We start from the raw sequence: 14,350 nt of genomic DNA, 5'->3' as shown, positions 1-14,350 counted from the left end.
TTCAAAACGGGTTCTTATTCTTATCGTTTAGCTTAAGATATAAATTTTCAGTATACTTCTGATCAAACTTTATTCCAACCAACAATTGGATTTCTCACTACCCACTTCCTAGACTGTTCAAGGAATAAAACGCTTGACGTACGCTTGTCATTCCTACATGTTTAGTGCACGAATTTCGCTTTTTTCCGGTAGTAACCCATATTATCAAATGTAACAAAGAAGAAAAAAGAATCGTCCAAGGATTACATGGACTACTTTGAAAAAATAGGCCCTTTAAATTTAATTGAAATCCCTTCCAGCAAAATGGATGGCCTACAAAATGGAGATTATATTTCTATTAACGTAAATGGACCAAACAAGGAAACATATCCAATGAAGAATGAAACAATAACAAGGGTAACTATCTTATCCCCTTAAAAACAATAAACATAGGGTTTTCATCATTTTAAATAACTCACCATTTAATTTTAAATACGAAGGGTAACTAATTGAAGTCTCACAGACCAGTGAGACTTCAATACTTCTTGTTAAAATTAGATAAATAGGAGAAAAAAATATGATACTCTCCCAATGCTACACACGATACCTAGCTAAGTATAATGACGGTAATTGGTTTAGTTAAGCTTCAAGGTTGACTGTAAAGAAACCATGTCATTTATCCAACAATATACGCAACGCAACGCAACAAAACCACAACATTTGTTATTGTCATTGTTTATTTTATTTAAATGACTCTCATTGATGAAGGCTACTGTAAAGACTAACAATTTAAATACCATTACAAATCCACTTCCGTCGCATGATAAATATCCGCTAATCCCTTCAGCTGATCCAATCCCTCCTGTTGCAATTGTTTATCAATAATCAACATCATAATTGCATCTCCGCCAATTTCCGTACGGCCTACTTGCATGGTCGCGATATTGACATTATTTTCTGCCAATAGACTGCCAACCCGTCCGATGGCGCCGGGCTGGTCTTTATGCCGAATAAACACCATATGCCCTTCTGGGACAAGATCCAGGCTGTAATTGTCTACTTTGACGATTCGTGCGCCAAGCCCATTCAGCAATGTTCCGGCTACTTGGCGGGTGCCTGATTTTGTTTGAATCTCCACTTTTAACAAATTGGTAAAACCTTTCGTTGTCGATGTTTTTTGTTCACGGATGGTGATATCTTTTTTTTCTGCCAGATATGCCGCATTTACATCATTAACATGATTACCAAGACGGCGTTTCAGCAGCCCTTTTACTGTATTTCGGGTTAGCGGGCCTACCTCCATATCGGCTAGCTCACCGGCATAGTATACGCGCACCTCCTCAACAGCCTCATCTTCCAGGTGTGCAAGAAATGTCCCCAATTTTTCCGATAAATAAAAGTATGGAGCAATTTTTTTCATCACCTCTTGTGGAACCGATGGCACATTAACTGGATTCTGCGCCAAACCTCCACGTAAAATGGTTACCACATCATGACTCACATCAATGGCAACATTTTTTTGCGCTTCAATTGTACTTGCGCCTAAATGCGGTGTTGCGATCACTTCCGGCAGATCCAGCAATTTATGATGATGGATTGGTTCCTTTTCAAATACATCCAACCCAGCCCCGGCCACTTTTTTGGCAACAATCGCGTTATACAAAGCATCCTCGTCAATGATTCCGCCACGAGCACAATTGACGATTCGCACGCCATCTTTCATCTGCTCAAATGCTTCCTTATTAATAATATGCCTGGTTTCTTTGAGTAATGGCGTGTGGACGGTAATAAAATCGGCAACCTTCAGTACGTCGCCAATCGTGCCATAACCAATACCCAAATTTTCCGCTTTTTCTTCGGTTAAAAATGGATCATAGGCAATGACATTCATGCGTTGGCCTTTTGCTCGAGTTGCCACCTCGGCACCAATTCGGCCCAATCCGATAATTCCCAGTGTCTTTCCTTTCAGCTCCACTCCCACATACGTTTTACGATCCCAGCGATTTTGTTTCAGCGCGTAATAGGCTTGCGGAATGTTTCTTGCCAATGACATCAGCATTGCCATAGTATGCTCAGCAGCTGAGTTGGTATTCCCATCCGGGGCATTCACAACGATCACACCATTTTCTGTCGCAGCCTCCAAATCAATGTTATCAACACCAACTCCAGCGCGGCCGATCACTCTCAAACGTGGTGCATGTTCGATTAATTCTCTTGTTACCTGTGTTTGACTCCGTACCAATAATGCATCAAAGTCAGCTATTCGCTTCAGCAACAATTCATTGGACAAATCAGTCTCCTTGACCACTTCCACATCGTCCGCTTCTCTTAATGGAAAAATACCATCTTCACTTAACGGATCACTAATTAAAATATTATATGTCACGGTTTGCTTCCTCCTGTTGTAAGTAGATTTCCTGTGCCGCCGCTACGCCTTGCCCCAAAGGAATGGATTTCCCAAGCCGCTTCAGACCTATTTCTAACAAACTAACAACCTGTAATACATCCTGTGGTGCACAATATCCCATATGACCAACACGAATGATTTTCCCTTTGAGATGTTGTTGTCCTCCAGCTAATTCCAGCTCAAATTCCTGTTTGACTTTTTTTCGTAATGCTTCCGGATCTATATCTTCTGGCTTCATGGCGGTAACGGTTGGTGAAGCATGTTCATCATTTGTGAGCAGCGAGATACTTAATGCCTGAAGTGCACCCCGCATCATCTCCATCATCGTTTGGTGACGGCGATAAACTTGTTCCAATCCTTCTGTTTCCAGTAATGTCAGTGCTTGTTCCAGGCCAAATAACAATGATAATCCAGGCGTAAATGGGGTCGTATTATTGGCCAGCTGATCCCGATATTTGCGAAGATCAAGATAAAATCTTGGCTGTTTATTGTTCTCAATCACTTGCCATGCCCGCTTGCTGGCGGCTACAAATGTTAATCCAGCCGGCAGCATCATGGCCTTTTGTGATCCGGTGACAAGGACATCCACTCCCCAGTCATCCATGTTTGTTTCGACACCACCAACACAAGAAACCCCATCAACAATAACGAGTGCATCCGAATTTTCATGGACGACACGACTAACCGATTGAATCGGGTTTAATACACCGGTAGACGTTTCACAGTATGTCACAAACACAGCCTTCAACTTTGGGTGCTGTTGCAGGAAGTCTCTTATTTGATCAGGATCAACCGCTTCTCCCCAAGCAACCTCCAGCAGGTGTACATGCAATTGATAAGACTTACAAATCTGGGCAAACCGATCACCAAATGCTCCAGTAACAACGACAAGCACCTCATCGCCTGCCGTTGCAACATTCACTACTGCCGTTTCCAACCCAGACGTACCACTGCCGGTAATGATCATGACATCCTCATTGGTCCCAAAAACAGGCTTTAATTTGGGCTTTATCCGTTTTAACAGTTCTTTTGTTTCCTGTCCCCGATGTCCGATCATCGGCCTTTCCATCGCCCGCTGAACACTCGGAGGTATCGGCGTTGGTCCCGGTATCCGAAGTAAACTGGTATCTTGCAACATAAAAAATATCTCCTCTCATGTTTCCTAATAATTGACAAAAACAGCAAAAAACCTTCCACCCCCTGTAAAATACGAAGGGGCGAAAGGTTTTCTCTTTACGCGGTACCACCCTTATTCGCTGGTCAATGACACACCAGCCTTCATTGGTTTGTAGGGGTAACGGGCATTTCCGAATGGATCTACTTTATTTCAATCCATCTATTCCGAAGTGCTGTCCATCAGCGAATTGACTGGTTCACACCATCCACCAGCTCTCTTTGCAATTCTGACCAATGTACCTGTCTTCTTCACCATATTTAACAATTTTTTATTGGTAGAAATTCAATTTTTCTTATCATAGCAAATTTGCACATAATGTCAACCGTATTTTTTGACAATTTAAAAAGCACCCGGGATTTGTAAACGCTTCATGTCAACATACACGCCATATGTAGATGATATGAAAAAATTTTGCGTGGGGCGAGCTGACTTGGCCTTAATGCTCAAAAACCGCCGTGCGAAAGGGCCTGTACTTCATTAAACTCAGTTACAGATCTTTCGTAAGTATTCTCTGATCTCTTTTTCAACAATTTGATCGTTGTATAAATGTGCGTAAATGACAGATTCAAAAACTAAACCGTGGATGAATATGGTTAATGAGTTTGCGCTGTCCTTAATATTTATCGGATCTTTAATATAGCCATTCTTATCAAGCATTCTTAATATATCCTTTGCAAAATCAAGGTTTACCTCTCGAAATCCTTTCTTTGTCTCCTGATATTCCGGGTTCATTGTTGCCATGATGGAAAATTTCACCCATATATCATTCTCAATTCTTTCTTCTTCCGTATTCACTTGAACAATCTGTTTTATCATACGAACAGCATTTTCAAAAACCCCCGGATCCTCTTGTACTACCTTTTGCATTCTCTCTTCAAATCTTTGATAAATAACATCCATTGCGTACATATATATGTCTTTTTGTTTTGGAAAAAAATATTGAACAGAACCCAAAGATAATTCCGCTTTTTTGGCGATTTCCCGTAATGTCGTTTTTTCGAAACCAAAGCAATGAATGATGTGAAACGCTGCTTCTACAATTTGATCTTTTCTTTCCGCATGATCTATTTTTTTTGGCATATGATAACTCCCTTGAATTTTTAAGTCAATTGTATTATAATACTTTTTAAGTCATTTGACTTAGCAAGAGGAAAGGCGTGTGTTGATATGGAAAATATTTTTCTTCAGTGTATTTTTACTTTTTTTGTAAGTATGATCCCTTTCCTCGAAGTATTTGTAACTGTTCCAACGGCAATCATCGTTTTCAACTTTTCACCTTTTGCAGCAGTAATCGTGGCCATTCTTGGGAATGCAATTAGTGTCCTTCTTTTTGTACTTTTCGGAGCAGAAATTAACAAACGCTTTAACATAATATGTAATAAATTTTGCAAAAGGAATAGAACACCCGTGAAAATTAACCCCCGAATAAAAAGAACCTTCAATCGTTTTGGAGCAACCGGAGTATGTTTTTTATCATCTATTTTGTTTAGCAGCCAGATAGGTGCCGGTACGATGATGACGCTTGGAGCCTCAAGAAGTCGAGTGTTTATTTGGACGAATCTGGGAGTTAGTACGCTTGCAGTAGTAATGGCAACATTATCTGTAGTGGCAGAAGGATTAGTTTCGTCATTAGTGAATTTATAGGGTATTATAACGAAGAACTATCGTTAAAACAACTCACAATGGATTGCGAATTATTACTTGCTTCAGAAAAAGGCGCTTTAATAGAATCAAGAAGCACCTGTGGATTTGAAATAAAGTTTGGTTAAAAATCCCTCACGAATCTAAAATGTTAAGTAAGAAAAAGATTAATCCTGATATGTATAAGGCGAAGAGGATTTTAGGAGGCTTTCTACTCCACCACGGTAATACGGCATTAATTCATTCGCGGTTTGTAAATCCACCCATTTGATTTCTAAAATTTCACCTTTGCATTGTATGGAGACTTCTCCATTTATAATCTCTGCTTTAAATGTTATGAACAAAGCATGATGTCCTTTTCCTTTAAAACAGGCTTCATTCACCGCAATAACATCTTTAACTCCTATTCTCAAACTTGTTTCTTCCTCTACCTCACGAATCACCGCCTGTTCCAACGTTTCACCTTGTTCAACAGCCCCACCAGGAAGAGACCAGCCACTGCCTTCATTATTCACCATCAAGACTTTCTGGTCGTTTTTGTCATAAATAAGTGCGTATACTACATCAACCCTTTTCATTTTTAACCATCTCCCCTTGGATTTTAATTTTATCCAGAATGATTATTCATGTTCCATTTTATACCCGCTAATCAGATTGTTCAGTTAACTCCAACACATAATGTCGGTTTACAATAAAGTTTGACTAAAAATATCATGTTAACCTGTATTCTACATGAAATAAAAAGAATCTATTTTGAAAAAAGTTTGATCAAAATGGATTTTTATCCATCAGATTTATGTTTCGGTTTTATATATACTCAATAGCTACATGTTACTTGTTTTTTACGTGTTCCCTTCCATTTTCAGTATAGGATTCTAGAATTATTTTACTGCTATCATTTTTGTAGTAAAAGTAGGTCTTGGCATCGTTTTTCAATTTTATACTGACCATAAAATTTTTATTCCCTTCCAGATTTGCAATAAATGGTACGCTAGAAACAATATTGCTTTTCGCAACTTTTTTTCAGTCGTCAAATAATTAATTACATCAGTTTCGAGGTCTTTCTTTTTATAGGAAATATAGGCAAAGGGGCTTGCTATCAAAATAGCTAAAACCACTATAATAGTAATCCATTTTTTCTTTTTCATTTTTTCAACCTCGCTATCTCTCGTCTATTAGTAATATAATAATTCTTTTTTCAATGAATTAAAAGGAAATTAATTGTTGTATAAATTGGAAAACTATTGTATAGAAACTGATGCAGCGAAAGGGAGGAACTGCGGGAAAGCAACAGCAGCCAGTTGAACAGTATCAACGAACAAATGAAAACACGCATGCAGGCGATAGAAAACAACACCAACGAGATCATAAACGAAGCCAAGAAAAAGGGAAGGGGTTTAGTCTCTTAAATGCAAAAAGACATCATTGCTTCCTATTGGGGCGATGCATTCAAATATGGCTTAGCAACAAGTGTAATTGTAGTATCGGTCATTGAACAAATAGCCCTTAATTAACATTAGGCAGGTTTGCTCTCATGTTTTTTCAATCAATCCTATCGGGGACTTTTGTGCTTTTCTTCATGTGTATTACGAATAAAATGCAAAACTGCCAAAATAAACAGAACGCCACCAAGCAGCCACCATGGATCCCAAAATAAAAGGTGCCAACGGGCTGCTGTAGAATGCATAGATTCGGGTGTAGCCATCACTCCGACTGCCATAAGTCCACGTATAAATAGATTCGCGCCACCGTATAAGGATAAAAATATACCAATGAACCACCCGGCAGAAAGCAAAATCCAACGCGGGATTATGCGGCCCCATGAGTTTGTAAAAGCAAGGGCAAGGAGCCCGGCAATAGTTTAGAACTGCAATCCAACACCAATAGAATAGCTTTGTTTCAAATTAAACTACCTTAATACTTTCTTACAATGAAGCAAACGATATTTGTGATTTTGTTTTTTGTTCAACAATATGGACTGTTTCTGCAATATAGTACGCATATCCTTATTCCGGAAATACGTCTGTTGTGAGGAATAGCCTGTCAACTATCCTAATAGCAAAGCATTTCGACCATAAATCCTTCAGTAGCAAATCCGGGGGCTTCGCATCAAATCCGTCCTCACCCAAACATTGATTTAGAAGACAGTGGCTAGTAATAAGGCTATAACCAAACTTTGAACAATTAATACTAGAATAGTTTTACTATCAAATTTGTTCTTGTTTACAATTATTCTTTGTCCTATGTAACTCAAAATCAATACAATAATAAACGTAATGATAAAAGTAAAAAGGAAACCCTGTTCCACAGACTCCTGTATCAAATAAATCACCTCAATTGTACATCTGATATTCAACAATCTGGCCTTTTGTATGGTAATTGTGCTCATTCTTACTCGAGATTAGCGCCAGTTAATGGAAAGATCCATCTCCGAACTAAACTGTATTTAAAGTTAAACAACCTTGAATCTAACAAAATACGGTGTAACCAAAGAGCCGACAAATAAAATAGCGAGTGCCAGTCCCAACGCCACCAAAAAATTATTAAAAGGCGGAAAGAAACTAATGAATTTTATGAAAATCAACATTGGCAAAACAGTAAGTGCTACAAAAATCAACCTGCCAGTAGCAGTAATTTTGTGTTTCTTGCCACAGTTATCGCATTCAATTGGTTTATATCCTTTCCAACTCCAAAACGATTTATATATTTCACTCCAGCTAAATGGCATATTGCAGTTTTGGCATTTTTGCAAAATAGATACCTCCTTATATTCTGCAATTCGGCCTGTTTGTTTAAATCAAATAACTATAATCAGCCACTCCAATTAGCCGCGAAAATATTAATCTTGCAGTAAATCAGCCAACAAGTAGCATTATTGCCGAAATATGTGTAGCGGCTTCATTGCACAAAACTGGGCCGATGCTATTGTATTGATTATTGATACGCAAATTGAGTACCTCCAATACGAATATTCAATTTAATTTTAACACAAAGGGGATTATTAGAAATGCACTCTATAAAAAATGTATTCTAATTCGCAAAAGAAGAATCCGTTTTGATCAATCTTTTTTTAAACGGATTCTTTTTTATTGCCATAAAATGAGGTTTAAGGGGATCAAATTTTATTTAAGAGCAACAAACTCCGTCACCATTCATTATTTAATCCATCTAAGTTTTAGTTTATTAAAATATAACATTTGCCTTCTCAACCCATTTACACCACTTTAGCTCCCAATGTGTGAACAAAATGGGACAAAGCAAATTCATGCCCGGTTTGATTAAAACTTGCAACTGCATCTTTATAGACAACGATTCGAAATCCTTTATTATAAGCATCCACAGCCGTATGCAAGATACAAATGTCGGTACATACGCCAATTAAGTGTACTTCATCAATGGCCCGTTCACGTAATTTGATTTCCAGATTGGTTCCGGCAAATGCGCTATAGCGGGTTTTATCCATATAGTAAACATGGTCGGCTGCTTTATTTTCCTTGTAAACAGCTGCCAACTTCCCATAAAGCTCCCGCCCACTTGTGCCATTAAGGTTATGTGGCGGGAATAACGCGGCCTCAGGATGATACGTATTGCCTTCCTCGTGTCCATCAATGGCAAACACCACATAGTCTCCTGCTTTGATAAAATCCTTGGTCAATTCGACAACCTGGTTCTCAATCGCTTGCCCGGGTTTCCCACTGGTTAATTTCCCATCTTCGGCGACAAAATCATATGTGTAGTCAATATTAATCAATGCCCGTTTCCCCATTTTTCATCCCTCCATCTTTTCAACGATGATTTGGTGCGGTTCGCCATTCATCCGCATTGCTGCGTGATACGTAGGACCAACCTTTTCCGTATATGTAAAACCATATGCAATCGCAGCCGTCACAAAGGTTTTTGCCAGTTTCACCGCTTCAATGACATCATGTCCCTTAGCCAGTTCAGCCGTAATGGCAGCTGAATAGGAACACCCGGCACCACTAGTATTTACCGTATCAATGCGCTGTGCAGTAAACGTTGTCAATTGGGTCCCATCGTACAACACATCGACTGCCGGTCCTGTTAACCGACCACCCTTTACCAAAACATATCTCGAACCAAGCTTATGCAAATCGATCGCGGCTTGTTTTAAATCATCCAAATTTTCAAGTTTACGTTCATCCAGCAAGAAAGATGCTTCTGGCATATTTGGCGTAATGATCGTTGCCAATGGGAATAGCTCCGATTTCATCGCCTCAATCGCGTCGTCCTCCAATAGTTTCGAATCCAGTTTCCCAACCATTACTGGGTCAATAACATGATAATCAGTTGCGCCTTTTTGGATAATCTCACTTGTCTTTAGAATAACTTCCTTGGAAAAAAGCATACCCGTTTTCAATGCATCAAGTCCAACCTGATCAACCGCTGTGGCATACTGCGCTTCAATGGCCTCCAATGTTTGCGGATGGACGTTTTTATTTGTTGTTGGGTGGCGGGCAACAATAGCTGTAACCACACTCATTCCATATACATCAAGTTCCTGAAAGGTTTTTAAATCTGCCTGAATCCCAGCACTTCCACCTGCAGCCGATCCTGCTATCGTTAGCACTCGAGGCGGTTTTTTCATAACTACTAGCTCCTTTCTTATTGTTCATTATCCTTACATGATAACTACTATTATAAACCAAATGATCATTAGAAGTTGAATCATAACCTTTGCCAGTGCTCCACCAAAAAATCCAAGAAATGAACCAACAGCGGCTAGAATCGCTTCTTGGGAACTTCGCTGTTGCATAAGCTCAATTGTGAAAACCGCAAGAAATGGGATAACCACAATCCCAAAGGGCGGAATCACGAACGAGCCGATAATTACAGCAATAGCAGCAACGCGTTCTCCCCATTTACTGCCACCAAATTTTTTCACGAAATAACTGTTTGCTAACATATCAGATCCGATAAGCAATATTGTCAAAACTGCCATTGCTATCCAAAAAACAAGTGTTAACTCACTAGAATTGATGGCGAAGTGATATAGTAAAAACGCCACCCAAAGAACGAGCGATGAAGGAATAATGGGAAATAGGATCCCGGCAAAACTTAAGATAAATAGTGCGATAATTATTAGCCAGATCAATAGGTTAAATATACATCTCACCTCCAGCATGCTCCTGTTTAGGCCCACGGTTACTTAGGATAAAAAACAGCATGCTTTCCAGTGTTCCGAAAATCACATGCTGCTTCTTTATTATTTGTTATTCGCCAGTGGCGCTATTCCCCTCATTATTTTCCTGTGGCAATGGATCAATTGTATGTTGATAAGCGTATCCCTTGGAAATGGAAACCAATGTTAACACAAGAACAATTAAGATAATAAGAATTCCAATAATCAAGTAACCTAGCATTTTTGCACTCCCTGTAAAGTAATATTGTCTTTAAGCATTCTCAAACGGTTTAATTAATCCATATACTGCTTCCGTGTATGGCATATCAACACCGACTGCCTTAGCTAAACGGAGGGCGCCGCCATGTAAGTGATCAACTTCCAATGTTAAGCCTTTGCGGCGATCCTGATGCATGGATGAGGTAGCTTCATCAGGTAAATTCAGCAACTGTGTTTTGGCCGCTTCTACGTCATCAGCGGCAATCTCTGTATGATAAGCTTTGGCAAGTGTTCGCATTTCCTGCAAGATCATTTCCACAATCAAGAATGTACTATTATGCTTGCGAATGGCACCAATTGGTAGATTTGCAGCGGTCGTGACTCCGGAAAACGCATTAATAAATGTATACTTCTTCCAAAGTTCATATAAAATATGCCCACTAAGCTTCCCTGAAATATTTGCTGCTTTACAAAGCTCATCCAACCGTTTACAAATAGGCATTTGCGTTGAATGAAGCGGACCAAAGACAAGTTGATGGAAGTCACTTGAATGGACGACATGACCTTGTTCGTCCAATGTTGCAATAATAAAAGAAAGACCGCCAATCACCGCATCTTTACCCAGTTTGTCCTGCAAATAGCTAATGTGTTCGATTCCATTTAACACCGGTAATACATGTGCGCCTTGATCAACCAATTTCTTCAAATTATCCAATGTTCCCTCTAAGTGATATCCCTTCACACAAACAAGTACGAGATCCGCTTGGTCAATTTCTGCAGCGTCTGTAGCAAGTTGCGGTTTTTTGATTGTGTAATCCCCTTGAGGACTTTTGACGGCCAGTTTGTTTTCTTCAATTTGCCTGGCTCGTTTTTCCCGAACCAGAAATGTAACATTCGCCCCACCTTCCGACAGGCGTATACCAAAATAAGCCCCTAAAGCACCTGCACCAATGACAACAACATTCATCATGATCCCTCCATCCAAATCAGTATTCCCTGCTATCGTACCGTGTTCTCTTGGTAATGTCTATATCCAGCACCTAAGATCTCCATGAATTATAACAAACTTCATAAATTTCGAGTATATATGAGCATGCTGACATATAAACAAGCATACTTTGGTATTAGATAGCTTGATTCGTAACACGATAGGATATGCCGTTTAAATCAAAATTATCCGAAAATATCACATTTGAGGAATCTGAAAAATCTCTTTAGTATTATATTATGTCCACTTAAACCCAGCATCTTTTCCTTTTTCACCCATCAAAAACAGTATATTCACCTAGTACATAGGTAGCCCATAAGTATGAAGAATTACCCTGCCATTATTAGAGTTATCCAAGAAAGATTTGATGAAAGCATTGTTAGACACTTCACGTGAATAGTTAATGCTTAAAATAAAAGGGGAGGTCATTTTAGAAAATGAAGAAGACGTTATTCATGCCCATTTTGTGTTTTGTGTTAGTTATGCTGGCTGCATGCGGATCAGATAATGCCAGTGGGGAAAGTGACGGTGATGGCAATCTGCTTGAGAAATTGAAAGAAAAGGGCACCGTAACAGTTGGTTTTGCCAATGAAAAGCCGTACGCTTACCAGGATGATAGCGGCGAATTAAAAGGTGCCGCAGTGGATATTGCTACTGCAGTTTTCAAAGAACTGGGTGTAGACAATGTGGAAGGACAGCTTGCCGACTATAGTCAATTAATTCCCGGGTTAAACGCTGGAAAATTTGAAGTAATTACAGCTGGGATGGCCATCACTCCGGAACGTTGCGAAAACGCCGACTTTGGTGAACCGGAAATGATGTATGGGGAAGGACTAATCGTGCAAAAAGGCAACCCGCTGGACCTGCACAGCTATAAGGATTTGGCTGATAAGGATGCAACCGTATCCATTATGTCCGGTGCCACCGAAAATGACTTTGTAACCAAGGAAGGGGTTGACAAGAAGCAAATTCAAAGTGCACCGGATATTCCTGCAACTTTTTCTGCAGTTGAATCCGGGCGCGCCGATGCAACAACCGGTACCGAAATGACGATCAAAATGGCTTTTGAATCATCTGACAGTAATAAACTGGAATTCGTTGAGGACTTCGAGCAGCCTGAGGATATAGAAGGGGTACCGAGCTATGGTGCCGCAGCCTTCAAAAAAGGCAACGACAAACTACGCGAAGCCTATAATGAGAAACTGGCAGAACTAAAGGACAGCGGAAAAGTCGCTGAACTTTTGGAGAAAAACGGGTTCAGCGGCGAGACGAATAGTGCTCCCGATGATATTACCGCAGAAAGTGTTTGCAGCGGTGAAAATTACTAGAAATTGATAGTGTTTTAGCAACTCCATAGGGTCTGATCTCCCTCACCCGGGGGTCCGACCCTATTTCATTAAAGGAGTGATTACGATTAGTACAATAAGTCACGTTTTCCCGATTCTGATGAAAGGCGTTGAAGTTACTGTAACTGTTCTTCTCGCCTCCATTGTGATAGGGTATTTAGTAGCTTTCATTGCCGGATTTTGCCGGCTTTCCAATAATATAATACTGAGGAAATTTACCGGTTTTTACGTAGAGGTATTTCGCGGGACATCCCTCATTGTTCAACTGTTTTGGTTTTACTATGCCTTGCCAATGTTGTTTAACTTTGATATTGGCAGTAACTATTGGGCAGGGGTGCTAGCCATTTCCTTAAACTATGGTGCTTATCTATCGGAAATCGTTCGCGGTTCCATTGTATCCGTTGCTAAGGGACAAACCGAAGCTGCCACCGCATTAAATATGTCTTCCTTTCAGCGCATGCGACTGGTTGTTTTCCCACAGGCAGTGCGGATGATGTTGCCTGAGTTTGGCAATTATCTCATCCTCATGCTTAAATCAACCTCCCTTGTTTCATTAATTGGTATGACGGATATTTTGTACCAGGGGGACATACTGCGCAGTGCAAACCTGTCACAGGCACCAACCATTTATTTATTAGTATTGGTATTCTACTTCATTCTAGCCCTTCCATTAATTTGGCTTACAAAGAAAATGGAAAAGGTATCAAAGAAAGGGGTGGCTAGTCAATGACTGATAACGGCTGGAGCTGGGAGACATTCTTTGATTCATTTCCAATTGTATTGCAAGGGCTTGGCATCACACTGGGTTTAACCATTGCCTGTTATTTATTTGCCTTAATCTTTGGGTTCTTCTGGACATTTGCCAAGCGTATTCCGATAAAAGCGATTAGATGGGTGTTATCATGGATCATGGAGTTTATCCGGTCAACCCCACCACTGGTTCAGCTATTTTTCCTTTATTATGCATGGCCAATGGTACCAGGAATCGGTGTAACGTTGGATCCATTTACAAGCGCAGTACTCGGCCTTGGGATACACTATAGTACATATATCGGTGAAGTGTATCGCTCCGGAATCGACAGTGTTGGCGTTGGACAATGGGAAGCATCTCGGGCATTGAACTTTTCCACCAAACAAAAGTGGACAAAAATCATTCTGCCCCAAGCGATACCGCCAACCATTCCAATGCTGGGAAACTATTTAATTATCATGTTCAAAGAGGTACCACTGGCCTCAACAGTTGGTGTATCAGGAATCCTGTTTATGGCCAATGAATTTGGTTCACAGCATTGGAAGTATCTTGAACCCATCACAATTGTTGCCATTTTATTCCTGGTATTAAGTTATCCGTCCGCACTACTGATTAATAAACTGGAGAAAAAAATGAACCGGCGTTTCGATAAAAAAGCGGTAAATACGAAAGTTCAGGAAAACAAAGGAGCTGTTTCTTAAA

At 39.9% G+C, this 14,350-nt stretch carries 15 protein-coding genes and 1 other annotated feature; of the genes, 4 read left to right on the top strand and 11 right to left on the bottom strand.

Features of this window, described 5'->3' with window-relative positions:
- Positions 1–778: 778 nt before the first annotated feature.
- From serA to O2S85_RS02620, 3 genes are all read right to left on the bottom strand, one after another.
- Entirely contained in the window at positions 779–2,365 is a 1,587-nt protein-coding gene (gene serA, locus O2S85_RS02630; protein ID WP_269411208.1) for a phosphoglycerate dehydrogenase, read from the bottom strand.
- Positions 2,355–3,524, bottom strand: a complete 1,170-nt coding sequence (locus O2S85_RS02625; protein WP_269411207.1) for a pyridoxal-phosphate-dependent aminotransferase family protein — start codon at positions 3,522–3,524, stop codon at positions 2,355–2,357. The genes serA and O2S85_RS02625 overlap by 11 nt, the downstream gene beginning before the upstream one ends.
- A gap of 72 nt (positions 3,525–3,596) precedes the next feature.
- Positions 3,597–3,824, bottom strand: a binding site (T-box leader).
- Positions 3,825–4,046: 222 nt separating this feature from the next.
- Positions 4,047–4,643, bottom strand: coding sequence for a TetR/AcrR family transcriptional regulator (locus O2S85_RS02620; protein WP_269411206.1), 597 nt, complete (start codon positions 4,641–4,643; stop codon positions 4,047–4,049).
- 87 nt (positions 4,644–4,730) lie between these two features.
- On the opposite strand from O2S85_RS02620, the gene O2S85_RS02615 reads away from it, so the two are divergent.
- Positions 4,731–5,207 (top strand): small multi-drug export protein, encoded by a 477-nt coding sequence (locus tag O2S85_RS02615; protein ID WP_269411205.1) that lies wholly within the window; start codon positions 4,731–4,733, stop codon positions 5,205–5,207.
- Between the two features lie 164 nt (positions 5,208–5,371).
- On the opposite strand, the gene O2S85_RS02610 is transcribed toward O2S85_RS02615, so the two are convergent.
- From O2S85_RS02610 to O2S85_RS02575, 8 genes are all read right to left on the bottom strand, one after another.
- Positions 5,372–5,782 carry an NUDIX hydrolase gene (locus O2S85_RS02610; protein WP_269411204.1) on the bottom strand — a complete coding sequence of 137 codons (411 nt, stop codon included), beginning with the start codon at positions 5,780–5,782 and terminating at the stop codon, positions 5,372–5,374.
- 974 nt (positions 5,783–6,756) lie between these two features.
- A complete protein-coding gene (locus tag O2S85_RS02605; RefSeq protein ID WP_269412447.1) occupies positions 6,757–7,062 on the bottom strand; it encodes a DUF3995 domain-containing protein in 306 nt (101 codons plus the stop codon).
- 594 nt (positions 7,063–7,656) lie between these two features.
- On the bottom strand, positions 7,657–7,932 hold the full coding sequence (locus O2S85_RS18710; protein WP_369420060.1) for a TIGR04104 family putative zinc finger protein: 276 nt from the start codon (positions 7,930–7,932) through the stop codon (positions 7,657–7,659).
- Between the two features lie 486 nt (positions 7,933–8,418).
- On the bottom strand, positions 8,419–8,970 hold the full coding sequence (locus O2S85_RS02595) for a cysteine hydrolase family protein (protein ID WP_269411202.1): 552 nt from the start codon (positions 8,968–8,970) through the stop codon (positions 8,419–8,421).
- A 3-nt stretch (positions 8,971–8,973) separates the two neighbouring features.
- Positions 8,974–9,810 (bottom strand): bifunctional hydroxymethylpyrimidine kinase/phosphomethylpyrimidine kinase, encoded by an 837-nt coding sequence (gene thiD, locus O2S85_RS02590; RefSeq protein ID WP_269411201.1) that lies wholly within the window; start codon positions 9,808–9,810, stop codon positions 8,974–8,976.
- 33 nt (positions 9,811–9,843) lie between these two features.
- Positions 9,844–10,347, bottom strand: coding sequence for a DUF456 domain-containing protein (locus O2S85_RS02585; RefSeq protein ID WP_269411200.1), 504 nt, complete (start codon positions 10,345–10,347; stop codon positions 9,844–9,846).
- A gap of 88 nt (positions 10,348–10,435) precedes the next feature.
- Positions 10,436–10,585 carry a YtzI protein gene (gene ytzI, locus O2S85_RS02580; RefSeq protein WP_269411199.1) on the bottom strand — a complete coding sequence of 50 codons (150 nt, stop codon included), beginning with the start codon at positions 10,583–10,585 and terminating at the stop codon, positions 10,436–10,438.
- Positions 10,586–10,615: 30 nt separating this feature from the next.
- Positions 10,616–11,533 carry a ketopantoate reductase family protein gene (locus O2S85_RS02575; protein ID WP_369419764.1) on the bottom strand — a complete coding sequence of 306 codons (918 nt, stop codon included), beginning with the start codon at positions 11,531–11,533 and terminating at the stop codon, positions 10,616–10,618.
- Between the two features lie 455 nt (positions 11,534–11,988).
- Between O2S85_RS02575 and ehuB the strand changes: the two genes are divergently transcribed.
- The 3 genes from ehuB to ehuD all read left to right on the top strand — a co-directional run bounded on the left by ehuB (position 11,989) and on the right by ehuD (position 14,349).
- Positions 11,989–12,879, top strand: a complete 891-nt coding sequence (ehuB, locus tag O2S85_RS02570) for an ectoine/hydroxyectoine ABC transporter substrate-binding protein EhuB (RefSeq protein ID WP_269411198.1) — start codon at positions 11,989–11,991, stop codon at positions 12,877–12,879.
- A gap of 85 nt (positions 12,880–12,964) precedes the next feature.
- A complete protein-coding gene (gene ehuC, locus O2S85_RS02565) occupies positions 12,965–13,627 on the top strand; it encodes an ectoine/hydroxyectoine ABC transporter permease subunit EhuC (protein ID WP_269412445.1) in 663 nt (220 codons plus the stop codon).
- Positions 13,624–14,349, top strand: coding sequence for an ectoine/hydroxyectoine ABC transporter permease subunit EhuD (gene ehuD / locus O2S85_RS02560; RefSeq protein WP_269411197.1), 726 nt, complete (start codon positions 13,624–13,626; stop codon positions 14,347–14,349). The genes ehuC and ehuD overlap by 4 nt, the downstream gene beginning before the upstream one ends.
- Position 14,350 lies beyond the last annotated feature (1 nt).

The organism is Lentibacillus daqui (assembly GCF_027186265.1).
Taxonomy (GTDB): Bacteria; Bacillota; Bacilli; order Bacillales; family Amphibacillaceae; genus Lentibacillus_C; species Lentibacillus_C daqui.
Note: the sequence above shows the minus strand (reverse complement) of the source record. Positions and strands in the feature narration are given on the sequence as shown.